This is a genomic window from Vibrio chagasii (genome assembly GCF_024347355.1).
Classification (GTDB): domain Bacteria; phylum Pseudomonadota; class Gammaproteobacteria; order Enterobacterales; family Vibrionaceae; genus Vibrio; species Vibrio chagasii.
The window spans coordinates 296,886-322,201 of the sequence record NZ_AP025465.1 but is presented as its reverse complement, the minus strand read 5'-3'; the positions used below and the strand labels follow the sequence as shown (position 1 = coordinate 322,201).

At 47.2% G+C, this 25,316-nt stretch carries 8 protein-coding genes, 3 tRNA genes and 8 rRNA genes; all 19 read right to left on the bottom strand.

Going from position 1 to position 25,316, the window contains the following annotated elements; genetic code table 11:
• Positions 1-103 precede the first annotated feature (103 nt).
• The 19 genes from OCV52_RS01495 to OCV52_RS01405 all read right to left on the bottom strand — a co-directional run bounded on the left by OCV52_RS01495 (position 104) and on the right by OCV52_RS01405 (position 25,301).
• Positions 104-2,994: ribosomal RNA gene (locus OCV52_RS01495) — 23S ribosomal RNA — on the bottom strand.
• A gap of 305 nt (positions 2,995-3,299) precedes the next feature.
• Positions 3,300-3,375: transfer RNA gene (locus tag OCV52_RS01490), tRNA-Ala, on the bottom strand.
• A gap of 14 nt (positions 3,376-3,389) precedes the next feature.
• Positions 3,390-3,466 (bottom strand) — tRNA-Ile (locus OCV52_RS01485).
• Positions 3,467-3,532: 66 nt separating this feature from the next.
• Positions 3,533-5,085: ribosomal RNA gene (locus tag OCV52_RS01480) — 16S ribosomal RNA — on the bottom strand.
• A gap of 349 nt (positions 5,086-5,434) precedes the next feature.
• Positions 5,435-5,550 (bottom strand): 5S ribosomal RNA (gene rrf / locus OCV52_RS01475).
• Positions 5,551-5,712: 162 nt separating this feature from the next.
• Positions 5,713-8,603: ribosomal RNA gene (locus OCV52_RS01470) — 23S ribosomal RNA — on the bottom strand.
• A 310-nt stretch (positions 8,604-8,913) separates the two neighbouring features.
• Positions 8,914-8,989 (bottom strand) — tRNA-Glu (locus tag OCV52_RS01465).
• Positions 8,990-9,077: 88 nt separating this feature from the next.
• Positions 9,078-10,632: ribosomal RNA gene (locus OCV52_RS01460) — 16S ribosomal RNA — on the bottom strand.
• A gap of 351 nt (positions 10,633-10,983) precedes the next feature.
• A 5S ribosomal RNA gene (gene rrf / locus OCV52_RS01455) occupies positions 10,984-11,099 on the bottom strand.
• Between the two features lie 163 nt (positions 11,100-11,262).
• Positions 11,263-14,153 (bottom strand): 23S ribosomal RNA (locus OCV52_RS01450).
• Between the two features lie 359 nt (positions 14,154-14,512).
• Positions 14,513-16,065 (bottom strand): 16S ribosomal RNA (locus OCV52_RS01445).
• Together the 16S, 23S and 5S rRNA genes with 3 tRNA genes alongside form the textbook arrangement of a ribosomal RNA operon.
• A gap of 603 nt (positions 16,066-16,668) precedes the next feature.
• A complete protein-coding gene (locus OCV52_RS01440; protein ID WP_137408851.1) occupies positions 16,669-17,445 on the bottom strand; it encodes a phosphoadenylyl-sulfate reductase in 777 nt (258 codons plus the stop codon).
• Entirely contained in the window at positions 17,438-19,165 is a 1,728-nt protein-coding gene (cysI, locus tag OCV52_RS01435) for an assimilatory sulfite reductase (NADPH) hemoprotein subunit (RefSeq protein WP_137408850.1), read from the bottom strand. The genes OCV52_RS01440 and cysI overlap by 8 nt, the downstream gene beginning before the upstream one ends.
• The gene (locus tag OCV52_RS01430; RefSeq protein WP_137408849.1) at positions 19,165-21,030 is read right to left on the bottom strand and encodes an assimilatory sulfite reductase (NADPH) flavoprotein subunit; all 1,866 of its coding nucleotides are present in this window, start codon (positions 21,028-21,030) and stop codon (positions 19,165-19,167) included. The genes cysI and OCV52_RS01430 overlap by 1 nt, the downstream gene beginning before the upstream one ends.
• 123 nt (positions 21,031-21,153) lie before the next feature.
• Complete coding sequence (locus OCV52_RS01425; RefSeq protein WP_004735813.1) at positions 21,154-21,384, bottom strand: hypothetical protein; 231 nt, start codon at positions 21,382-21,384, stop codon at positions 21,154-21,156.
• A 192-nt stretch (positions 21,385-21,576) separates the two neighbouring features.
• The gene (locus OCV52_RS01420) at positions 21,577-22,248 is read right to left on the bottom strand and encodes a TIGR04219 family outer membrane beta-barrel protein (protein ID WP_137408848.1); all 672 of its coding nucleotides are present in this window, start codon (positions 22,246-22,248) and stop codon (positions 21,577-21,579) included.
• Between the two features lie 135 nt (positions 22,249-22,383).
• Complete coding sequence (pspG, locus tag OCV52_RS01415; RefSeq protein WP_008224319.1) at positions 22,384-22,605, bottom strand: envelope stress response protein PspG; 222 nt, start codon at positions 22,603-22,605, stop codon at positions 22,384-22,386.
• Between the two features lie 182 nt (positions 22,606-22,787).
• Positions 22,788-23,792 carry a tRNA dihydrouridine(20/20a) synthase DusA gene (gene dusA / locus OCV52_RS01410; protein ID WP_137408847.1) on the bottom strand — a complete coding sequence of 335 codons (1,005 nt, stop codon included), beginning with the start codon at positions 23,790-23,792 and terminating at the stop codon, positions 22,788-22,790.
• 222 nt (positions 23,793-24,014) lie between these two features.
• A complete protein-coding gene (locus tag OCV52_RS01405) occupies positions 24,015-25,301 on the bottom strand; it encodes a hypothetical protein (RefSeq protein WP_137408846.1) in 1,287 nt (428 codons plus the stop codon).
• Between the last annotated feature and the right edge of the window lie 15 nt (positions 25,302-25,316).

Sequence of the window (25,316 nt, the reverse complement as noted above, 5' to 3'; positions counted from 1 at the left end):
TATTAAAAGTTCTTACGTAAACTCATTCAAGTGTTCTTGTTTGCCTCTGCTTTTTAAAGCGGAAACAACAGTTATGAGTCCATCAAAACCCCTTGGGTGTTGTATGGTTAAGCCTCACGGGCAATTAGTACAGGTTAGCTCAATGCCTCGCAGCACTTACACACCCTGCCTATCAACGTTCTAGTCTTGAACAACCCTTTAGGACACTTAAAGTGTCAGGGAAAACTCATCTCAGGGCTCGCTTCCCGCTTAGATGCTTTCAGCGGTTATCGATTCCGAACTTAGCTACCGGGCAATGCCATTGGCATGACAACCCGAACACCAGAGGTTCGTCCACTCCGGTCCTCTCGTACTAGGAGCAGCCCCCTTCAATTTTCCAACGCCCACGGCAGATAGGGACCGAACTGTCTCACGACGTTCTAAACCCAGCTCGCGTACCACTTTAAATGGCGAACAGCCATACCCTTGGGACCGACTTCAGCCCCAGGATGTGATGAGCCGACATCGAGGTGCCAAACACCGCCGTCGATATGAACTCTTGGGCGGTATCAGCCTGTTATCCCCGGAGTACCTTTTATCCGTTGAGCGATGGCCCTTCCATTCAGAACCACCGGATCACTATGACCTGCTTTCGCACCTGCTCGAATTGTCATTCTCGCAGTCAAGCGGGCTTATGCCATTGCACTAACCACACGATGTCCAACCGTGTTTAGCCCACCTTCGTGCTCCTCCGTTACTCTTTGGGAGGAGACCGCCCCAGTCAAACTACCCACCAGGCACTGTCCGTAATCCCGATTCAGGGACCAACGTTAGAACATCAAAACTACAAGGGTGGTATTTCAAGGACGACTCCACCACATCTAGCGACGCGGTTTCAAAGTCTCCCACCTATCCTACACATGTAGGTTCAATGTTCAGTGCCAAGCTGTAGTAAAGGTTCACGGGGTCTTTCCGTCTAGCCGCGGGTACACTGCATCTTCACAGCGATTTCAATTTCACTGAGTCTCGGGTGGAGACAGCGTGGCCATCATTACGCCATTCGTGCAGGTCGGAACTTACCCGACAAGGAATTTCGCTACCTTAGGACCGTTATAGTTACGGCCGCCGTTTACCGGGGCTTCGATCAAGAGCTTCGACCGAAGTCTAACCCCATCAATTAACCTTCCGGCACCGGGCAGGCGTCACACCGTATACGTCATCTTACGATTTTGCACAGTGCTGTGTTTTTAATAAACAGTTGCAGCCACCTGGTATCTGCGACTCTCGTCTGCTCCATCCGCAAGGGACTTCACTGATAAGAGCGTACCTTCTCCCGAAGTTACGGTACCATTTTGCCTAGTTCCTTCACCCGAGTTCTCTCAAGCGCCTTGGTATTCTCTACCCGACCACCTGTGTCGGTTTGGGGTACGATTCCTTACAATCTGAAGCTTAGAGGCTTTTCCTGGAAGCATGGCATCAATGACTTCACTACCGTAGTAGCTCGACATCGTATCTCAGCGTTAAGAAGAACCGGATTTACCTAATTCTTCCGCCTACGTACTTGAACCTGGACAACCGTCGCCAGGCCCACCTAGCCTTCTCCGTCCCCCCATCGCAATTGTAAGAAGTACGGGAATATTAACCCGTTTCCCATCGACTACGCCTTTCGGCCTCGCCTTAGGGGTCGACTTACCCTGCCCCGATTAACGTTGGACAGGAACCCTTGGTCTTCCGGCGAGGGAGTTTTTCACTCCCTTTATCGTTACTCATGTCAGCATTCGCACTTCTGATACCTCCAGCAGCCCTTACAGACCACCTTCAACGGCTTACAGAACGCTCCCCTACCCCACGCACATAAGTGCGTAGCCGCAGCTTCGGTGTATAGCTTAGCCCCGTTACATCTTCCGCGCAGGCCGACTCGACCAGTGAGCTATTACGCTTTCTTTAAATGATGGCTGCTTCTAAGCCAACATCCTGGCTGTCTGAGCCTTCCCACATCGTTTCCCACTTAGCTATACTTTGGGACCTTAGCTGGCGGTCTGGGTTGTTTCCCTCTCCACGACGGACGTTAGCACCCGCCGTGTGTCTCCCGGATAGTACTTACTGGTATTCGGAGTTTGCAAAGGGTTGGTAAGTCGGGATGACCCCCTAGCCTTAACAGTGCTCTACCCCCAGTAGTATTCGTCCGAGGCGCTACCTAAATAGCTTTCGGGGAGAACCAGCTATCTCCAGGTTTGATTGGCCTTTCACCCCTAGCCACAAGTCATCCGCTAATTTTTCAACATTAGTCGGTTCGGTCCTCCAGTTGATGTTACTCAACCTTCAACCTGCCCATGGCTAGATCACCTGGTTTCGGGTCTAATCCTAGCAACTGTACGCCCAGTTAAGACTCGGTTTCCCTACGGCTCCCCTAAACGGTTAACCTTGCTACTAAAATTAAGTCGCTGACCCATTATACAAAAGGTACGCAGTCACACCACGAAGGTGCTCCTACTGCTTGTACGTACACGGTTTCAGGTTCTATTTCACTCCCCTCACAGGGGTTCTTTTCGCCTTTCCCTCACGGTACTGGTTCACTATCGGTCAGTCAGTAGTATTTAGCCTTGGAGGATGGTCCCCCCATATTCAGACAGGATATCACGTGTCCCGCCCTACTCGTTTTCACTGATGATGATGTGTCGGTTACGGGGCTATCACCCTTTATTGCGAGACTTTCCAGACTCTTCACCTGCATCATTAAAAGCTTAAGGGCTAATCCAATTTCGCTCGCCGCTACTTTCGGAATCTCGGTTGATTTCTCTTCCTCGGGGTACTTAGATGTTTCAGTTCCCCCGGTTTGCCTCTTGCTGCTATGTATTCACAACAAGATACTTACTTATGTAAGTGGGTTTCCCCATTCGGAAATCCCAGACTCAAATGACTTTTACTGTCTAATCTGGGCTTATCGCAAGTTAATACGTCCTTCATCGCCTCTGACTGCCAAGGCATCCACCGTGTACGCTTAGTCACTTAACCATACAACCCGAAGAGGTCTTTATGTATAGTAAACAACCAAGGTTTTTGGTTGTAATAAGAAGGGTTAATTCTTATTACGTGTTTGCCGGACTCAATTTAATACTCTTTATTTTCACTTTTAAAAAGTGAAGACAAAAAGCCAAGACACTTGAATGTGTTTGTGTTGTGTTTATCTAAAGATAAACATTGAGAACTTTTAATTTGATTAACTCATAGAGTTAATCAGTCAGCTTTCCAAATTGTTAAAGAGCTTGATTCAATAAATGAACCATTTTTAAAGATTCTTAAGGAAGAACACTTAAAGATGGTGGAGCTATGCGGGATCGAACCGCAGACCTCCTGCGTGCAAGGCAGGCGCTCTCCCAGCTGAGCTATAGCCCCATCTAAGTCGATATTGGTGGGTCTGAGTGGACTTGAACCACCGACCTCCCGCTTATCAGGCGAGCGCTCTAACCAGCTGAGCTACAGACCCAATATCGTCTCTTTACTTTCTAAACCGTATCAATCTGTGTGGACACTTATCGCGAATATCTTCGTATAAGGAGGTGATCCAGCCCCAGGTTCCCCTAGGGCTACCTTGTTACGACTTCACCCCAGTCATGAACCACAAAGTGGTGAGCGTCCTCCCGAAGGTTAAACTACCCACTTCTTTTGCAGCCCACTCCCATGGTGTGACGGGCGGTGTGTACAAGGCCCGGGAACGTATTCACCGTAGCATTCTGATCTACGATTACTAGCGATTCCGACTTCATGGAGTCGAGTTGCAGACTCCAATCCGGACTACGACGCACTTTTTGGGATTCGCTCACTCTCGCAAGTTCGCTGCCCTCTGTATGCGCCATTGTAGCACGTGTGTAGCCCTACTCGTAAGGGCCATGATGACTTGACGTCGTCCCCACCTTCCTCCGGTTTATCACCGGCAGTCTCCCTGGAGTTCCCGACATTACTCGCTGGCAAACAAGGATAAGGGTTGCGCTCGTTGCGGGACTTAACCCAACATTTCACAACACGAGCTGACGACAGCCATGCAGCACCTGTCTCAGAGCTCCCGAAGGCACACCTGCGTCTCCGCTGGCTTCTCTGGATGTCAAGAGTAGGTAAGGTTCTTCGCGTTGCATCGAATTAAACCACATGCTCCACCGCTTGTGCGGGCCCCCGTCAATTCATTTGAGTTTTAATCTTGCGACCGTACTCCCCAGGCGGTCTACTTAACGCGTTAGCTCCGAAAGCCACGGCTCAAGGCCACAACCTCCAAGTAGACATCGTTTACGGCGTGGACTACCAGGGTATCTAATCCTGTTTGCTCCCCACGCTTTCGCATCTGAGTGTCAGTATCTGTCCAGGGGGCCGCCTTCGCCACTGGTATTCCTTCAGATCTCTACGCATTTCACCGCTACACCTGAAATTCTACCCCCCTCTACAGTACTCTAGTTCACCAGTTTCAAATGCAGTTCCGAGGTTGAGCCCCGGGCTTTCACATCTGACTTAATGAACCACCTGCATGCGCTTTACGCCCAGTAATTCCGATTAACGCTCGCACCCTCCGTATTACCGCGGCTGCTGGCACGGAGTTAGCCGGTGCTTCTTCTGTTGCTAACGTCAAGAAATGCCGCTATTAACGACACCCCCTTCCTCACAACTGAAAGTACTTTACAACCCGAAGGCCTTCTTCATACACGCGGCATGGCTGCATCAGGCTTTCGCCCATTGTGCAATATTCCCCACTGCTGCCTCCCGTAGGAGTCTGGACCGTGTCTCAGTTCCAGTGTGGCTGATCATCCTCTCAGACCAGCTAGGGATCGTCGCCTTGGTGAGCCATTACCTCACCAACTAGCTAATCCCACCTAGGCATATCTTGACGCGAGAGGCCCGAAGGTCCCCCTCTTTGGCCCGTAGGCATTATGCGGTATTAGCCATCGTTTCCAATGGTTATCCCCCACATCAAGGCAATTTCCTAGGCATTACTCACCCGTCCGCCGCTCGACGCCCTCAACGTTCCCCGAAGGTTTAGTTAAGTCGTTTCCGCTCGACTTGCATGTGTTAGGCCTGCCGCCAGCGTTCAATCTGAGCCATGATCAAACTCTTCAATTTAAGATTTTGTGACTCAACGAATACTGACTTCAAAACTACTGTGTAATTCTAAAGCTATTATCATTCCAACAGAATGATAATGAATTGACTGTGCCGATAATAAATTATCGATTGGTCACTCAGTTCATTGAAATCAATGTGATTCCTAAGAATCAATTTTTGATATTCATCAACGAGTGCCCACACAGATTGATAGGTTTAAATTGTTAAAGAGCTTTGCTTTCAGTGCCTTAGCACTTAAGCAGGACGCGAATAATACGCTTTCTACTTTGAAAGTCAACATAAAATACTAAGAAAACTTAGAACTCTATGGTGACTTGTCTACTTTGTAGACAAAGTCGAAATTAAAGCTTGGCGATGTCCTACTCTCGCATGGGGAAGCCCCACACTACCATCGGCGCTATTGTGTTTCACTTCTGAGTTCGGCATGGAATCAGGTGGGTCCACAATGCTATGGTCGCCAAGCAAATTTTGCTTTTACTTTCAGCTTTTTTAAAAACTGAAGGCAAAATAATCTGGAAAGCTATTAAAAGTTCTTACGTAAACTCATTCAAGTGTTCTTGTTTGCCTCTGCTTTTTAAAGCGGAAACAACAGTTATGAGTCCATCAAAACCCCTTGGGTGTTGTATGGTTAAGCCTCACGGGCAATTAGTACAGGTTAGCTCAATGCCTCGCAGCACTTACACACCCTGCCTATCAACGTTCTAGTCTTGAACAACCCTTTAGGACACTTAAAGTGTCAGGGAAAACTCATCTCAGGGCTCGCTTCCCGCTTAGATGCTTTCAGCGGTTATCGATTCCGAACTTAGCTACCGGGCAATGCCATTGGCATGACAACCCGAACACCAGAGGTTCGTCCACTCCGGTCCTCTCGTACTAGGAGCAGCCCCCTTCAATTTTCCAACGCCCACGGCAGATAGGGACCGAACTGTCTCACGACGTTCTAAACCCAGCTCGCGTACCACTTTAAATGGCGAACAGCCATACCCTTGGGACCGACTTCAGCCCCAGGATGTGATGAGCCGACATCGAGGTGCCAAACACCGCCGTCGATATGAACTCTTGGGCGGTATCAGCCTGTTATCCCCGGAGTACCTTTTATCCGTTGAGCGATGGCCCTTCCATTCAGAACCACCGGATCACTATGACCTGCTTTCGCACCTGCTCGAATTGTCATTCTCGCAGTCAAGCGGGCTTATGCCATTGCACTAACCACACGATGTCCAACCGTGTTTAGCCCACCTTCGTGCTCCTCCGTTACTCTTTGGGAGGAGACCGCCCCAGTCAAACTACCCACCAGGCACTGTCCGTAATCCCGATTCAGGGACCAACGTTAGAACATCAAAACTACAAGGGTGGTATTTCAAGGACGACTCCACCACATCTAGCGACGCGGTTTCAAAGTCTCCCACCTATCCTACACATGTAGGTTCAATGTTCAGTGCCAAGCTGTAGTAAAGGTTCACGGGGTCTTTCCGTCTAGCCGCGGGTACACTGCATCTTCACAGCGATTTCAATTTCACTGAGTCTCGGGTGGAGACAGCGTGGCCATCATTACGCCATTCGTGCAGGTCGGAACTTACCCGACAAGGAATTTCGCTACCTTAGGACCGTTATAGTTACGGCCGCCGTTTACCGGGGCTTCGATCAAGAGCTTCGACCGAAGTCTAACCCCATCAATTAACCTTCCGGCACCGGGCAGGCGTCACACCGTATACGTCATCTTACGATTTTGCACAGTGCTGTGTTTTTAATAAACAGTTGCAGCCACCTGGTATCTGCGACTCTCGTCTGCTCCATCCGCAAGGGACTTCACTGATAAGAGCGTACCTTCTCCCGAAGTTACGGTACCATTTTGCCTAGTTCCTTCACCCGAGTTCTCTCAAGCGCCTTGGTATTCTCTACCCGACCACCTGTGTCGGTTTGGGGTACGATTCCTTACAATCTGAAGCTTAGAGGCTTTTCCTGGAAGCATGGCATCAATGACTTCACTACCGTAGTAGCTCGACATCGTATCTCAGCGTTAAGAAGAACCGGATTTACCTAATTCTTCCGCCTACGTACTTGAACCTGGACAACCGTCGCCAGGCCCACCTAGCCTTCTCCGTCCCCCCATCGCAATTGTAAGAAGTACGGGAATATTAACCCGTTTCCCATCGACTACGCCTTTCGGCCTCGCCTTAGGGGTCGACTTACCCTGCCCCGATTAACGTTGGACAGGAACCCTTGGTCTTCCGGCGAGGGAGTTTTTCACTCCCTTTATCGTTACTCATGTCAGCATTCGCACTTCTGATACCTCCAGCAGCCCTTACAGACCACCTTCAACGGCTTACAGAACGCTCCCCTACCCCACGCACATAAGTGCGTAGCCGCAGCTTCGGTGTATAGCTTAGCCCCGTTACATCTTCCGCGCAGGCCGACTCGACCAGTGAGCTATTACGCTTTCTTTAAATGATGGCTGCTTCTAAGCCAACATCCTGGCTGTCTGAGCCTTCCCACATCGTTTCCCACTTAGCTATACTTTGGGACCTTAGCTGGCGGTCTGGGTTGTTTCCCTCTCCACGACGGACGTTAGCACCCGCCGTGTGTCTCCCGGATAGTACTTACTGGTATTCGGAGTTTGCAAAGGGTTGGTAAGTCGGGATGACCCCCTAGCCTTAACAGTGCTCTACCCCCAGTAGTATTCGTCCGAGGCGCTACCTAAATAGCTTTCGGGGAGAACCAGCTATCTCCAGGTTTGATTGGCCTTTCACCCCTAGCCACAAGTCATCCGCTAATTTTTCAACATTAGTCGGTTCGGTCCTCCAGTTGATGTTACTCAACCTTCAACCTGCCCATGGCTAGATCACCTGGTTTCGGGTCTAATCCTAGCAACTGTACGCCCAGTTAAGACTCGGTTTCCCTACGGCTCCCCTAAACGGTTAACCTTGCTACTAAAATTAAGTCGCTGACCCATTATACAAAAGGTACGCAGTCACACCACGAAGGTGCTCCTACTGCTTGTACGTACACGGTTTCAGGTTCTATTTCACTCCCCTCACAGGGGTTCTTTTCGCCTTTCCCTCACGGTACTGGTTCACTATCGGTCAGTCAGTAGTATTTAGCCTTGGAGGATGGTCCCCCCATATTCAGACAGGATATCACGTGTCCCGCCCTACTCGTTTTCACTGATGATGAGATGTCGACTACGGGGCTATCACCCTTTATTGCGGCACTTTCCAGAGCCTTCGTCTGTCTCATTAAAAGCTTAAGGGCTAATCCAATTTCGCTCGCCGCTACTTTCGGAATCTCGGTTGATTTCTCTTCCTCGGGGTACTTAGATGTTTCAGTTCCCCCGGTTTGCCTCTTGTTGCTATGTATTCACAACAAGATACTTACTTATGTAAGTGGGTTTCCCCATTCGGAAATCCCAGACTCAAATGACTTTTACTGTCTAATCTGGGCTTATCGCAAGTTAATACGTCCTTCATCGCCTCTGACTGCCAAGGCATCCACCGTGTACGCTTAGTCACTTAACCATACAACCCGAAAGGGTCTTAGTGTATGGCAACTAACCAAGGTTTTTGGTTGTAACAAGAAGGGTTAATTCTTATTACGTGTTTGCCGGACTCAATTTAATACTCTTTATTTTCACTTTTAAAAAGTGAAGACAAAAAGCCAAGACACTTGAATGTGTTTGTGTTGTGTTTATCTAAAGATAAACATTGAGAACTTTTAATTTGATTAACTCATAGAGTTAATCAGTCAGCTTTCCAAATTGTTAAAGAGCTAATCACTTCGTAATGAAGTAACCATTTTTAAAAACACTATAAAAAATGCACTTAAAGATGGTATCCCGTAGGGGAGTCGAACCCCTGTTACCGCCGTGAAAGGGCGGTGTCCTAGGCCTCTAGACGAACGGGACACTAGATTGAAGAACTTGGGAGTTCTTCGTCTCTTTACTTTCTAAACCGTATCAATCTGTGTGGACACTTATCGTGAGTATCTTCGTATAAGGAGGTGATCCAGCCCCAGGTTCCCCTAGGGCTACCTTGTTACGACTTCACCCCAGTCATGAACCACAAAGTGGTGAGCGTCCTCCCCGAAAGGTTAAACTACCCACTTCTTTTGCAGCCCACTCCCATGGTGTGACGGGCGGTGTGTACAAGGCCCGGGAACGTATTCACCGTAGCATTCTGATCTACGATTACTAGCGATTCCGACTTCATGGAGTCGAGTTGCAGACTCCAATCCGGACTACGACGCACTTTTTGGGATTCGCTCACTCTCGCAAGTTCGCTGCCCTCTGTATGCGCCATTGTAGCACGTGTGTAGCCCTACTCGTAAGGGCCATGATGACTTGACGTCGTCCCCACCTTCCTCCGGTTTATCACCGGCAGTCTCCCTGGAGTTCCCGACATTACTCGCTGGCAAACAAGGATAAGGGTTGCGCTCGTTGCGGGACTTAACCCAACATTTCACAACACGAGCTGACGACAGCCATGCAGCACCTGTCTCAGAGCTCCCGAAGGCACACCTGCGTCTCCGCTGGCTTCTCTGGATGTCAAGAGTAGGTAAGGTTCTTCGCGTTGCATCGAATTAAACCACATGCTCCACCGCTTGTGCGGGCCCCCGTCAATTCATTTGAGTTTTAATCTTGCGACCGTACTCCCCAGGCGGTCTACTTAACGCGTTAGCTCCGAAAGCCACGGCTCAAGGCCACAACCTCCAAGTAGACATCGTTTACGGCGTGGACTACCAGGGTATCTAATCCTGTTTGCTCCCCACGCTTTCGCATCTGAGTGTCAGTATCTGTCCAGGGGGCCGCCTTCGCCACTGGTATTCCTTCAGATCTCTACGCATTTCACCGCTACACCTGAAATTCTACCCCCCTCTACAGTACTCTAGTTCACCAGTTTCAAATGCAGTTCCGAGGTTGAGCCCCGGGCTTTCACATCTGACTTAATGAACCACCTGCATGCGCTTTACGCCCAGTAATTCCGATTAACGCTCGCACCCTCCGTATTACCGCGGCTGCTGGCACGGAGTTAGCCGGTGCTTCTTCTGTTGCTAACGTCAAGAAATGCCGCTATTAACGACACCCCCTTCCTCACAACTGAAAGTACTTTACAACCCGAAGGCCTTCTTCATACACGCGGCATGGCTGCATCAGGCTTTCGCCCATTGTGCAATATTCCCCACTGCTGCCTCCCGTAGGAGTCTGGACCGTGTCTCAGTTCCAGTGTGGCTGATCATCCTCTCAGACCAGCTAGGGATCGTCGCCTTGGTGAGCCATTACCTCACCAACTAGCTAATCCCACCTAGGCATATCTTGACGCGAGAGGCCCGAAGGTCCCCCTCTTTGGCCCGTAGGCATTATGCGGTATTAGCCATCGTTTCCAATGGTTATCCCCCACATCAAGGCAATTTCCTAGGCATTACTCACCCGTCCGCCGCTCGACGCCGTTATCGTTCCCCGAAGGTTCAGATAACTCGTTTCCGCTCGACTTGCATGTGTTAGGCCTGCCGCCAGCGTTCAATCTGAGCCATGATCAAACTCTTCAATTTAAGATTTTGTGACTCAACGAATACTGACTTCAAAACTACAAAAAGTAATTCTAAAGCTATTATCATTCCAACAGAATGATAATGAATTGACTGTGCCGATAATAAATTATCGATTGGTCACTCAGTTCATTGAAATCAAGTTGAAACCGAAGTTTCATTTTTTGATATTCATCAACGAGTGCCCACACAGATTGATAGGTTTAAATTGTTAAAGAGCTTTGCTTTCAGTGCCTTAGCACTTAAGCAGGACGCGTATAGTACGCTTTCTACTTTGAAAGTCAACATAAAATACTAAGAAAACTTAGAACTCTATGGTGACTTGTCTACTTTGTAGACAAAGTCGAAATTAAAGCCTGGCGATGTCCTACTCTCACATGGGGAAGCCCCACACTACCATCGGCGCTATTGTGTTTCACTTCTGAGTTCGGCATGGAATCAGGTGGGTCCACAATGCTATGGTCGCCAAGCAAAATTTTGCTTTTACTTTCAGCTTTTTTAAAAACTGAAGGCAAAATAATCTGGAAAGCTATTAAAAGTTCTTACGTAAACTCATTCAAGTGTTCTTGTTTGCCTCTGCTTTTTAAAGCGGAAACAACAGTTATGAGTCCATCAAAACCCCTTGGGTGTTGTATGGTTAAGCCTCACGGGCAATTAGTACAGGTTAGCTCAATGCCTCGCAGCACTTACACACCCTGCCTATCAACGTTCTAGTCTTGAACAACCCTTTAGGACACTTAAAGTGTCAGGGAAAACTCATCTCAGGGCTCGCTTCCCGCTTAGATGCTTTCAGCGGTTATCGATTCCGAACTTAGCTACCGGGCAATGCCATTGGCATGACAACCCGAACACCAGAGGTTCGTCCACTCCGGTCCTCTCGTACTAGGAGCAGCCCCCTTCAATTTTCCAACGCCCACGGCAGATAGGGACCGAACTGTCTCACGACGTTCTAAACCCAGCTCGCGTACCACTTTAAATGGCGAACAGCCATACCCTTGGGACCGACTTCAGCCCCAGGATGTGATGAGCCGACATCGAGGTGCCAAACACCGCCGTCGATATGAACTCTTGGGCGGTATCAGCCTGTTATCCCCGGAGTACCTTTTATCCGTTGAGCGATGGCCCTTCCATTCAGAACCACCGGATCACTATGACCTGCTTTCGCACCTGCTCGAATTGTCATTCTCGCAGTCAAGCGGGCTTATGCCATTGCACTAACCACACGATGTCCAACCGTGTTTAGCCCACCTTCGTGCTCCTCCGTTACTCTTTGGGAGGAGACCGCCCCAGTCAAACTACCCACCAGGCACTGTCCGTAATCCCGATTCAGGGACCAACGTTAGAACATCAAAACTACAAGGGTGGTATTTCAAGGACGACTCCACCACATCTAGCGACGCGGTTTCAAAGTCTCCCACCTATCCTACACATGTAGGTTCAATGTTCAGTGCCAAGCTGTAGTAAAGGTTCACGGGGTCTTTCCGTCTAGCCGCGGGTACACTGCATCTTCACAGCGATTTCAATTTCACTGAGTCTCGGGTGGAGACAGCGTGGCCATCATTACGCCATTCGTGCAGGTCGGAACTTACCCGACAAGGAATTTCGCTACCTTAGGACCGTTATAGTTACGGCCGCCGTTTACCGGGGCTTCGATCAAGAGCTTCGACCGAAGTCTAACCCCATCAATTAACCTTCCGGCACCGGGCAGGCGTCACACCGTATACGTCATCTTACGATTTTGCACAGTGCTGTGTTTTTAATAAACAGTTGCAGCCACCTGGTATCTGCGACTCTCGTCTGCTCCATCCGCAAGGGACTTCACTGATAAGAGCGTACCTTCTCCCGAAGTTACGGTACCATTTTGCCTAGTTCCTTCACCCGAGTTCTCTCAAGCGCCTTGGTATTCTCTACCCGACCACCTGTGTCGGTTTGGGGTACGATTCCTTACAATCTGAAGCTTAGAGGCTTTTCCTGGAAGCATGGCATCAATGACTTCACTACCGTAGTAGCTCGACATCGTATCTCAGCGTTAAGAAGAACCGGATTTACCTAATTCTTCCGCCTACGTACTTGAACCTGGACAACCGTCGCCAGGCCCACCTAGCCTTCTCCGTCCCCCCATCGCAATTGTAAGAAGTACGGGAATATTAACCCGTTTCCCATCGACTACGCCTTTCGGCCTCGCCTTAGGGGTCGACTTACCCTGCCCCGATTAACGTTGGACAGGAACCCTTGGTCTTCCGGCGAGGGAGTTTTTCACTCCCTTTATCGTTACTCATGTCAGCATTCGCACTTCTGATACCTCCAGCAGCCCTTACAGACCACCTTCAACGGCTTACAGAACGCTCCCCTACCCCACGCACATAAGTGCGTAGCCGCAGCTTCGGTGTATAGCTTAGCCCCGTTACATCTTCCGCGCAGGCCGACTCGACCAGTGAGCTATTACGCTTTCTTTAAATGATGGCTGCTTCTAAGCCAACATCCTGGCTGTCTGAGCCTTCCCACATCGTTTCCCACTTAGCTATACTTTGGGACCTTAGCTGGCGGTCTGGGTTGTTTCCCTCTCCACGACGGACGTTAGCACCCGCCGTGTGTCTCCCGGATAGTACTTACTGGTATTCGGAGTTTGCAAAGGGTTGGTAAGTCGGGATGACCCCCTAGCCTTAACAGTGCTCTACCCCCAGTAGTATTCGTCCGAGGCGCTACCTAAATAGCTTTCGGGGAGAACCAGCTATCTCCAGGTTTGATTGGCCTTTCACCCCTAGCCACAAGTCATCCGCTAATTTTTCAACATTAGTCGGTTCGGTCCTCCAGTTGATGTTACTCAACCTTCAACCTGCCCATGGCTAGATCACCTGGTTTCGGGTCTAATCCTAGCAACTGTACGCCCAGTTAAGACTCGGTTTCCCTACGGCTCCCCTAAACGGTTAACCTTGCTACTAAAATTAAGTCGCTGACCCATTATACAAAAGGTACGCAGTCACACCACGAAGGTGCTCCTACTGCTTGTACGTACACGGTTTCAGGTTCTATTTCACTCCCCTCACAGGGGTTCTTTTCGCCTTTCCCTCACGGTACTGGTTCACTATCGGTCAGTCAGTAGTATTTAGCCTTGGAGGATGGTCCCCCCATATTCAGACAGGATATCACGTGTCCCGCCCTACTCGTTTTCACTGATGATGATGTGTCGGTTACGGGGCTATCACCCTTTATTGCGAGACTTTCCAGACTCTTCACCTGCATCATTAAAAGCTTAAGGGCTAATCCAATTTCGCTCGCCGCTACTTTCGGAATCTCGGTTGATTTCTCTTCCTCGGGGTACTTAGATGTTTCAGTTCCCCCGGTTTGCCTCTTGTTGCTATGTATTCACAACAAGATACTTACTTATGTAAGTGGGTTTCCCCATTCGGAAATCCCAGACTCAAATGACTTTTACTGTCTAATCTGGGCTTATCGCAAGTTAATACGTCCTTCATCGCCTCTGACTGCCAAGGCATCCACCGTGTACGCTTAGTCACTTAACCATACAACCCGAAGAGGTCTTTATGTATGGTAAACAACCAAGGTTTTTGGTTGTAATAAGAAGGGTTAGTTCTTATTACGTGTTTGCCGGACTCAATTTGATACTCTTTATTTTCACTTTTAAAAAGTGAAGACAAAAAGCCAAGACACTTGAATGTGTTTATGTTGTGTTTATCTAAAGATAAACATTGAGAACTTTTAATTTGATTAACTCATAGAGTTAATCAGTCAGCTTTCCAAATTGTTAAAGAGCTTAAAGCAAAAAGCTTTAATCAATAACTAGCGTTATTAATTAAAGCTCTGGCCTTAACTAAATCTAAACCATCAATCTGTGTGGACACTTATCGTGAACATCTTCGTATAAGGAGGTGATCCAGCCCCAGGTTCCCCTAGGGCTACCTTGTTACGACTTCACCCCAGTCATGAACCACAAAGTGGTGAGCGTCCTCCCGAAGGTTAAACTACCCACTTCTTTTGCAGCCCACTCCCATGGTGTGACGGGCGGTGTGTACAAGGCCCGGGAACGTATTCACCGTAGCATTCTGATCTACGATTACTAGCGATTCCGACTTCATGGAGTCGAGTTGCAGACTCCAATCCGGACTACGACGCACTTTTTGGGATTCGCTCACTCTCGCAAGTTCGCTGCCCTCTGTATGCGCCATTGTAGCACGTGTGTAGCCCTACTCGTAAGGGCCATGATGACTTGACGTCGTCCCCACCTTCCTCCGGTTTATCACCGGCAGTCTCCCTGGAGTTCCCGACATTACTCGCTGGCAAACAAGGATAAGGGTTGCGCTCGTTGCGGGACTTAACCCAACATTTCACAACACGAGCTGACGACAGCCATGCAGCACCTGTCTCAGAGCTCCCGAAGGCACACCTGCGTCTCCGCTGGCTTCTCTGGATGTCAAGAGTAGGTAAGGTTCTTCGCGTTGCATCGAATTAAACCACATGCTCCACCGCTTGTGCGGGCCCCCGTCAATTCATTTGAGTTTTAATCTTGCGACCGTACTCCCCAGGCGGTCTACTTAACGCGTTAGCTCCGAAAGCCACGGCTCAAGGCCACAACCTCCAAGTAGACATCGTTTACGGCGTGGACTACCAGGGTATCTAATCCTGTTTGCTCCCCACGCTTTCGCATCTGAGTGTCAGTATCTGTCCAGGGGGCCGCCTTCGCCACTGGTATTCCTTCAGATCTCTACGCATTTCACCGCTACACCTGAAATTCTACCCCCCTCTACAGTACTCTAGTTCACCAGTTTCAAATGCAGTTCCGAGGTTGAGCCCCGGGCTTTCACATCTGACTTAATGAACCACCTGCATGCGCTTTACGCCCAGTAATTCCGATTAACGCTCGCACCCTCCGTATTACCGCGGCTGCTGGCACGGAGTTAGCCGGTGCTTCTTCTGTTGCTAACGTCAAGAAATGCCGCTATTAACGACACCCCCTTCCTCACAACTGAAAGTACTTTACAACCCGAAGGCCTTCTTCATACACGCGGCATGGCTGCATCAGGCTTTCGCCCATTGTGCAATATTCCCCACTGCTGCCTCCCGTAGGAGTCTGGACCGTGTCTCAGTTCCAGTGTGGCTGATCATCCTCTCAGACCAGCTAGGGATCGTCGCCTTGGTGAGCCATTACCTCACCAACTAGCTAATCCCACCTAGGCATATCTTGACGCGAGAGGCCCGAAGGTCCCCCTCTTTGGCCCGTAGGCATTATGCGGTATTAGCCATCGTTTCCAATGGTTATCCCCCACATCAAGGCAATTTCCTAGGCATTACTCACCCGTCCGCCGCTCGACGCCGTTATCGTTCCCTGAAGGTTCAGACAACTCGTTTCCGCTCGACTTGCATGTGTTAGGCCTGCCGCCAGCGTTCAATCTGAGCCATGATCAAACTCTTCAATTTAAGATTTTGTCGACTCAATGAATACTGATTACATTCTCTTCGCTTAATAAAAAGCTAAGTAATGTTGAATTGACTGTGCCGAATCTTACGATTCGAATTGGTCACTCAGTTCATTGAAATCAAGTTGAAACCGAAGCTTCATTTTTTGATATTCATCAACGAGTGCCCACACAGATTGATAGGTTTAAATTGTTAAAGAACTTCTCTTCGTTGTGACTTACATCACTTCGGAAGAGGTGGCCATTCTAGCGACTTAATCTTCAGTGTCAAACACTTTTGAAAATTAATTTCTACTTTCTAAAAGTAGAAGCGAATAATCGCTTGAAGCTAGTTGCCTAACCAACATTCTTTGCTGAAGCCTTATGGCGTCTGCCGTGTCAGTGAGGCGGCATTATAGAGATGTAGCTCACATTGGCAAGTGTTTATTTAAGAAAAATGCAAAAACAAGGCTTACATGATGGATAAGCCACCAAGAGCTTATTTATTCAAGTTTAACTACAAAGTACCTACAAACTAATCACAGAGTTATCCACAGGAGTTGCTTTCTTGCCCCCAGAAAAGCAAAAAAGCTGCCCTAAAGCAGCTTTTTAATAAACAATGAGCCTAAATACCTGAGCCATATTGTTCGCCATCGTCCTCATGAAGCCCACATTCTCGTTTTAACCCGTTAAAGCGGGTTTCTTCTTCTGTCATACCAGGCTCCCACTTCTTAGTTGTGTGTGTATCTCCAACTGAAAGGTAACCCTGCTCTCGAAGCGGATGGTAACTCAGACCGTACTCTTCTAGGTAGTAGTGAACATCTTTATTGGTCCAATCAATTATAGGTAAGAACTTAAACACACCATTTTGGATAGACAAGATTGCCAAATTTGCACGTGATTGGGATTGCTCTCTTCTCAAGCCGGAGAACCAAGTACCTGCCTCAAGTTCATCTAACGCCCTTCTCATCGGTTCGACTTTATTGAGCTTGTTATATTTCTCGATACCTTCTAGCCCTTGCTCCCAAAGTTTTCCATATTGTGCTTCTTGCCAATTAGGACTTTGCTGAGCACGAAATACTTGTAGGTTTAAAGTGAGCTTCTGGCTTAACTCATCTATAAAGCGATAGGTCTCTGGAAATAGATACCCGGTATCGGTAAGGATAACTGGAATATCCGGCTTTGCCTGAGTGACTAAGTGCAGCATGAGTGCTGCTTGGATTCCAAAACTTGAAGACACCACATGTGTCCCTTCTAAGTTTTCTAGTGCCCATTTGACTCTTTCTAGAGCAGTTAGCTGTTCTAACTCTGCATTTATCTGTCCAAGACGAAGTACCTGCTCCGTCTTGGTCAATGCGAGCAGCTCTGCTAACTTCAATTTTGAAGCGACAGAATTATGCATGCAGGTCCCTCTTTGAAATGATCACCTCTTGGATGATGCCAGCTCGGATTGTGAAGTCACCGAACCCTTCGTTCTCTTCTCGCTCTGCTGCCCAACGGCCCACCAGCGTGTCAATCTCTTCTAAGATCTGAGCTGATGTGATGTTCTCTTTATACATCTTAGGAATACGAGTACCGGCTTTGTTGCCACCTAAGTGCATATTGTAACGACCTGGAGCTTTGCCTACTAAACCAAGCTCAGCCAACATTGCACGGCCACAGCCATTTGGACAACCGGTTACACGAAGGATAATGTTATCGTCTTCTGGTAAACCGTGTTTCTCGAGAATGCCTTCAACATCGGTAACAAACTCTGGAAGAAAGCGTTCGGCTTCTGCCATTGCTAGAGGACATGTTGGAAATGCCACACACGCCATCGAATTTTTGCGTTGTTCACTTACCGCGTCATCCATCAAACCATATTGACGAGCAAGCTTCTCAATTTTTGCTTTTTGGTTCTTAGGTACACCTGCAACAATTAAGTTTTGGTTTGCAGTCATACGGAAATCGCCTTTGTGGATCTTAGCAATTTCTGCGACACCGGTTTTCAATGCTTTACCAGGAAAATCAAGCAAGCGACCATTTTCAATAAACAGCGCCAAATGGTGCTTACCATCAATGCCTTCAACCCAACCGATACGGTCACCACGCTCCGTGAATTCATAAGGGCGACTTTCCGAGAACTTAACACCCGCACGCTTTTCAACTTCCGCTTTGAACACATCAATACCTACACGGTCTAGTGTGTACTTAGTTTTTGCATTCTTACGGTTTGAACGGTTACCCCAATCACGCTGTGTGGTAACAACCGCTGCCGCAACATCTAACGTATTTTCTAGTGGTACGAAACCAAAGTCGTCAGCTTTACGAGCATAAGTAGAAGTATCGCCGTGCGTCATTGCTAAGCCGCCACCAACTAACACGTTAAAGCCCACGAGCTTTCCATCTTCAGCAATAGCGACAAAGTTAAGATCATTAGCGTGAACGTCGACATCATTTTGTGGTGGGATCACGACCGTTGTCTTGAATTTACGCGGTAGATAGTTATTACCTAAGATTGGCTCATCATCGGTTGTTTCTAATTTCTCGCCATCAAGCCAAATCTCAGCATAAGCACGAGTTTTAGGAAGTAGGTGTTCACTGATCTTCTTCGCCCACTTATAGGCTTCTTGGTGAAGTTCAGATTCTACTGGGTTTGTCGTACACAAAACGTTTCGGTTTACGTCACCCGCAGTAGCAATTGAATCAATACCAATGCTATTTAGCGTTTGGTGCATCAGCTTGATATTTGGCTTTAACACGCCGTGAAACTGAAACGTTTGACGAGTCGTTAAACGGATTGAACCATAAGAGGTACTTTCATCGGCAAACTTATCTATTGCTAACCACTGCTTAGGAGTAATGATACCACCTGGCATACGCGCACGAAGCATGACGTTATGTAGAGGCTCTAGCTTTTGCTTAGCACGTTCGTTACGAATATCACGGTCGTCTTGTTGGTACATGCCGTGGAAACGAATCAGTTGAAAGTTATCTGCTGTAAAACCACCAGTGATACGATCTTGTAAGTCTTGCTCAATCGTACCGCGCAGGTTATTGCTCTCACGCTTTAGACGCTCATTGTCAGCCAACGGACCAAGTACTTGGCCTAGCACTTCTTGCTCTATTACTTGCTTGCTCATTAGTACACATCCCTTTGGTAACGTTTTGCTTTACGTAAATCATTAATAAATTGCTCAGCCTGTTCGCGACTTTGATTGCCCTGCTTTTCAGCAATCGTAACTAGTGCTTCATGTACGTCTTTCGCCATTCGAGTCGCATCGCCACACACATAGAAGTACGCACCTTCTTGTAGCCATTGCCATACTTGTTCTGCTTGCTCGATTAAGCGGTCTTGTACATACACTTTCTCTTTTTGGTCTCGGCTAAAAGCAACATCTAGCTTAGTTAGCGCACCAGATTTGAGGTACTTCTGCCATTCAACTTGGTATAGGAAGTCTTGAGTAAAGGTACGGTCGCCAAAGAACAACCAGCTCTTACCTTGAGCGTCATTGTTTTCTCGCTCTTGAACAAAGCTGCGGAATGGTGCAATACCAGTACCAGGGCCGACCATAATGATTGGAGTATTGTCGTCTTGTGGTAGCTTGAAGTTATTGTTGTTCTCAACGAACACCTTCACTTCACCACCTTCCTCTAAACGCTGAGCTAGGAAACTTGATGCTCCACCTAAGCGAGACTCTTCACCTTTTTGGTATTCAACCAAACCAACGGTTAGGTGAACTTCTTCATCCACTTCAGCTTGGCTCGATGCGATTGAGTACAGGCGAGGTGTAAGCTTACGCAACAGGCCTAGAAGTTCATCAGCCGATAGTTTGGTTTTCTTCTCAGCTAATACATCAACAATTTGCGTGTTGCCCGCGTATTCACGAAGCTTGTCTTTATCTTCCACCAGCTTTAACAGTTTCTTGCTACCAGATAGCTCAGCAAACTTAGTCACAAGTTGAGGGTTTGAAGCCGTTATCTCGAACTTACTCACTAGAGCACTATGAATAGAGAGGTTTTCACCATCCACATCTACGCTCTCGATACCAGAGAGCCCAACTTGAGCAAGAATCTGATTCGCTAATTCTGAACTGTTTTCATACCACACACCCAGTGCGTCACCCGGTTGATAAGTAATACCGGACTCATCCAGATCAATCTCGATATGACGAACATCTTTACCCGAATCACGACCTGTGATCTTTTGGCTTGTTAGCAATGTTGCTGTATACGGGTTTTGCTTGGTGTACTGCGAATGACCTGAAGCGGCTTGACCTACTGGTAATTGAACTACTTCAGCCTCTGCGCCCGTCGACAGTGTTTCTTGTACTTGTGATAGAGCTTTAGCACGCCACTCTGTTGCTGCCGCTTCGTAATCCACGTCGCAGTCAAGACGGTCAACAAATGATTTGGCACCAAGCTTGGCTAGGAAGTTATCGAAGTCTTTCGCGGTTTGGCAGAAAAACTCGTAGCTTGAGTCGCCCAGACCAATCACACCGTATTGTAAGTTTGATAGCTTTGGCGCTTTCTTTGATTGTAGGAACTCGTGCAGCTCAATCGCGTTATCTGGCGCTTCACCCTCGCCATTAGTCGAAGCCACGAAAATGACGTGCGTCTCTTTCGCTAGGTTCTTGCCTTTGTAATCACTGGCATCGAAAAGCTCGACGGCGATACCTAAGGCTTTTGCTTCTGCCTCTAGTGATTCAGCGACGCCTTTAGCATTACCGGTTTGAGAAGCAAAGATAATGCTGAGCTTACCAGCAGGTTTTGCAGCAACCGCCGCAGCTGCTTGAGTAATCGGTGCGGCTGCGCCCACAGGTTGAGCTTGGCTCACACCCCATAGGTAACCACTGACCCATGCCAATTGCTGAGAAGATAATTCGGAAACAGTTTGTTGAAGATGACCCAGTTGTTGGTCATTAAGCGGTGCAGCTAATCCAGGTAGCTCGTTCGCCCCAGACTGTGCATTATTATTTTGTGAAGACTCTTTCTTATTTAAAGACATGGTCACGACATCCCTAATCATTGCGTGACGATAGATTAACCACTCCTTCTAATAACAAGAAAGAATATAAAAGTATGTTTTATAACTTTTTGGAAGTAAAAAGCGATTGAATGGGTAAATTGGCTACTGGTTTTCAATACGAACTTGTTGAAAACCCACCGCCATTGCCGACTTAGATGCTAGATCTAAATCCGCATAATGGCACTCCTCACCATGGACATCAGTAAGCAGAACAAAACCGCCGCCCATATGGCGAAACTCCACAACCCAAGACCCTTCTTGTATTGAGGGCTCTATGATGGCTTCAACTAACAAATTTTCTCGATATAAATTGCGTAATTCATTGAGTGTCATATTCCATCCCTTGTTCTGACCCAACAACATAGACCTTATAAGAATAGACGTTAATCAGCTCTCTGTATAAGGATGGTCGAAAGTGATGAATGTGCTAACTAATTCCAGAAAGATATAATCAACAGATATAAAAAAACGCCGCTTAATAAAGCGGCGTTTTTAAAATTGGTTTTAGATGTTCTTTAGGTGAACTTAGAATCGTACTTCTGCGCCAGCAAACCAGCCATCTACCATGACAAAGTTTTTACCTAGCTCAGAATCAAAGAACTCATCTGAATCTAAGTCGATAACACGGTAACCACCGCGCAGAGCGATTTCAGACTCAGATACTGGTATTCGGTACTGAACACCCGCCATCAAATCTGTGCTCTTAATACCGCTGCTATCACCGAATTCCATGGTACCAATGATATCGAAGTTGGTGTCAGGAACGTTGATTTCTGCGTTACCGTAGAAGCTCCAAGTAAACTCATCAAAGGTTGATGTTTTCGCACCTGTCGCTTTTGGTTTAATGTAATTCGAGTTTGAGTACTGAGTAAACGTCAGACCCGCATCGAAGTTCATCAACTTGTGCTCTAGCAAGGTGTAGTAGAATGTGTAGTCGTACTTATCAAAAGCCAATGCATCCGTATCAATAGACGTATAACGGAAGCTAGCATTTGGCAGCATTGGGGCATTATGCTCAAATGCGAAATACACAGAAGGAGAGTTAGAGTCTTCGTCTTGTCTCACTTCATTTAGCTTGGTACTTCCCCACCACATATCGGCACCGACTTTAGCCGTGTAAGAAAACTCTTCCTCAGCAGATACCGCTGAACTTAAAGATAGCATTCCCACTAAAGCAATTAATGGCATTTTATTCATTTGAGATAGCTCCAATTCCATATCGTTGTGCTAAGTGTATGCACATTCATAGATTATTGGGGAAAATTCTACCACACATCTTAAAGACTAAAACGATAAACCGACGGCAAGCCGATATTTGACGGTGTCATGACTTTAGTAGCGTCTCTGATTCGAGCTATGTACAAAGTTTTTGAAAAACCACACACCGATTGCAATCACAATCAACCAAGGCAGTAATTTAAACACCACACTCATCATACCAAGCAGCAACATTACAGCTAATGCGACTCCAGTTGCCGCTAATACCGTCATAAAGGTAATGCCTGTCACAAGTAGCGTAGCAACGAAAATAAGAACAAAGATTAATTCAAACATAATGGTCTCCCTAATGAGTTAATGACCTATCTTTCCTACTTTCTAACATTGCAGCATCTGTACCAAGTCGCCAAAACCAATAAAATCCTTATTTATCAGTCAAATAAAAAGCCGCACATTCTCATGCGCGGCTTTTTAAATAAATCAAAGTGGTAAATTTAGCCTTTAATGGCGAATTTAACCTATACGTTCAGCTCTTTAGGAATCTTAGCCAATGCCGTCTGCATGACTTCGATACCCGCACCTTTCTTATGTGCATTTTCGCTGATGTAGCGACGCCATTGTCTTGCACCCGGCATGCTTTGGAACAAGCCAAGCATATGACGAGAAATGTGTCCTAAGCTTGCACCGTTTGAAAGTTCACGTTCAATGTACGGGTACATCTCTTCCACGACTTGTGAGCGTTTCTTAATTGGCGTATCTAATCCGAAGATCTGTTGGTCCACTTCCGCCAGAATAAATGGGCTATGGTAAGCCTCACGACCGATCATCACGCCATCAAGGTACTGAAGATGTTCTTTTGTTTGTTCTAATGTGGTGATACCACCATTTACTGCGATCACTAGATCAGAGAAGTCTTTCTTGATCTGGTAAGCACGATCATAATCCAGAGGTGGGATCTCACGGTTCTCTTTCGGGCTAAGACCACTCAACCACGCTTTACGTGCATGAATAGTGAATTGCTCACAACCACCCTTTTCAGAAACCGTTGAAATGAACTTCGTCAGAAACTCATATGAGTCTTGGTCATCGATACCAATGCGAGTTTTCACTGTGATTGGAATATCAGTCACTTCTTTCATTGCTGATACACAGTCTGCTACTAGCTCTGGCTCCGCCATTAAGCACGCACCAAAGCGACCGTTTTGAACTCGGTCTGAAGGGCAACCTACGTTAAGATTTACTTCATCATAACCACGCTCAGCCGCAAGTTTGGCACAAGCCGCAAGATCAACTGGATTTGAACCACCAAGTTGAAGAGCCAGTGGATGCTCTTGCTCACTGTATTCTAGGAAATCGCCCTTACCGTGTAAGATCGCGCCTGTTGTTACCATTTCCGTGTACAGAAGAGTCTGCTGAGAGAGCAAACGGTGAAAGTAACGACAGTGGCGGTCAGTCCAATCGAGCATGGGTGCAACGGATAAGCGGTTTGATTGGAATTTACTCATGTTACCTGGCTTGGTCATTGTTTTACCTAATAATTTTACCCATCAAATCCGCTTTGAATATTGTGGAGTTTCACACACTCAGTAATAAAGCGGTTATCGTGATCAAAAAAACAGCCAATAATACACAGGGAGCGGAAGAGTTTCAAAAAGAAAGCGAAGTGGCTAATAATCGAACCAACGCGGTTACCAGCTCGTATCCGGACCAACAATTGCAATTCAAAGGCCACCAGCCACCTCAATCTAGCTTACCGGTTTTATTTCAAACCAACGACTATTGTCCTCATTATTACAACGAAATGATTTTGTTATGGTGTTTCTATTTGATTGGGTAATTTGGATGCAAATATGCAAATCACGATTATCTCGTATTGGTGTACGTTCACTTTCTCCATGCTGATTCAGCACTCTAAAATGCTGCGTCTTACGATATTTGTCTAAGCTGTTTAGTGATATTTGAGTCTCGCAGTACACTGATACTGCATGTTTACTAAGTCTTTTGGCAACAGAGATACTCTCCGCTTTTTGCAAACACATCTTAGATGATGCTTTTTGCGGACTAAATTGAGACTGCATCCGAGTTTTTCGTTTACCAATACTTCGAAAACTTCCAGGTCGAATCAATTTATATCTTCGGTAGAAATTAAATTTGTTAAGCTGCTTAGTGATCTTTAATTTGAGAACTTCTTTGACTACATCACGCCCACCATAAAGTAAGCAGATCAATATAAGTAGACTCAAAGTCAAATGTCCATCCTGTTTCATCAAATGAATATTGAACATTAACACGACTGACATAGCGAGCATGCTGCTTAAAGCAATGGTTATCAGGTGGTTTACGGATGCACGGCGCTGAGCACATAAGTGTTCATGCCGATAAGCCGGCCAACTAGAGGCAAACTCCTCGATTTCATCACGATACCCCGTTCCACTATATGCTTTCTTTCTCTGTTCGTATGGACGCCAGCCTGCAATATGGTTGCGTTCAAACAAAAGCCGAGACAAACAGCTCAACACAGATTGCGATGACGACTCTGCATGATTGTCTCTCAACCTTTCATAGAGTTTTAACAGCTCTTGGCATGCGATGACCAATAAGCGTTGATGTAATGAGCGCGCCGATGGGCAACGCTCAAACAAAAGAGCAAACTTATAATTTACCCTCTCCACCTGCCAACACAAAGATGGCACGCCAGGGTATCCAGACTCACAACAAACCGAAAGACAACGTGCACGTATCGCAGTATGGAACGACGTTAACCATTCCACTAGTCTACTTTCAGTTGTAGGACACCAGTGACCCATTTCCAGAGAGATGAGCTCCAGTCGAGCTTCTTCAGTTAATAGACTATCAGTGTTGTGATAGAGGAATATTGAACGGTACAGATCATCAGTTGCCTCCTCACTGAAATCTGCAACTGAATAACGTTGGCTATCCATATAGATCTTGATATCTATGGTTCCAACCTCACCACCTCGTAGCATCTGGGACACCATTATAGCGTTGCTAGCTCTCCATTCTATATTCATGATGACAACTCCTAC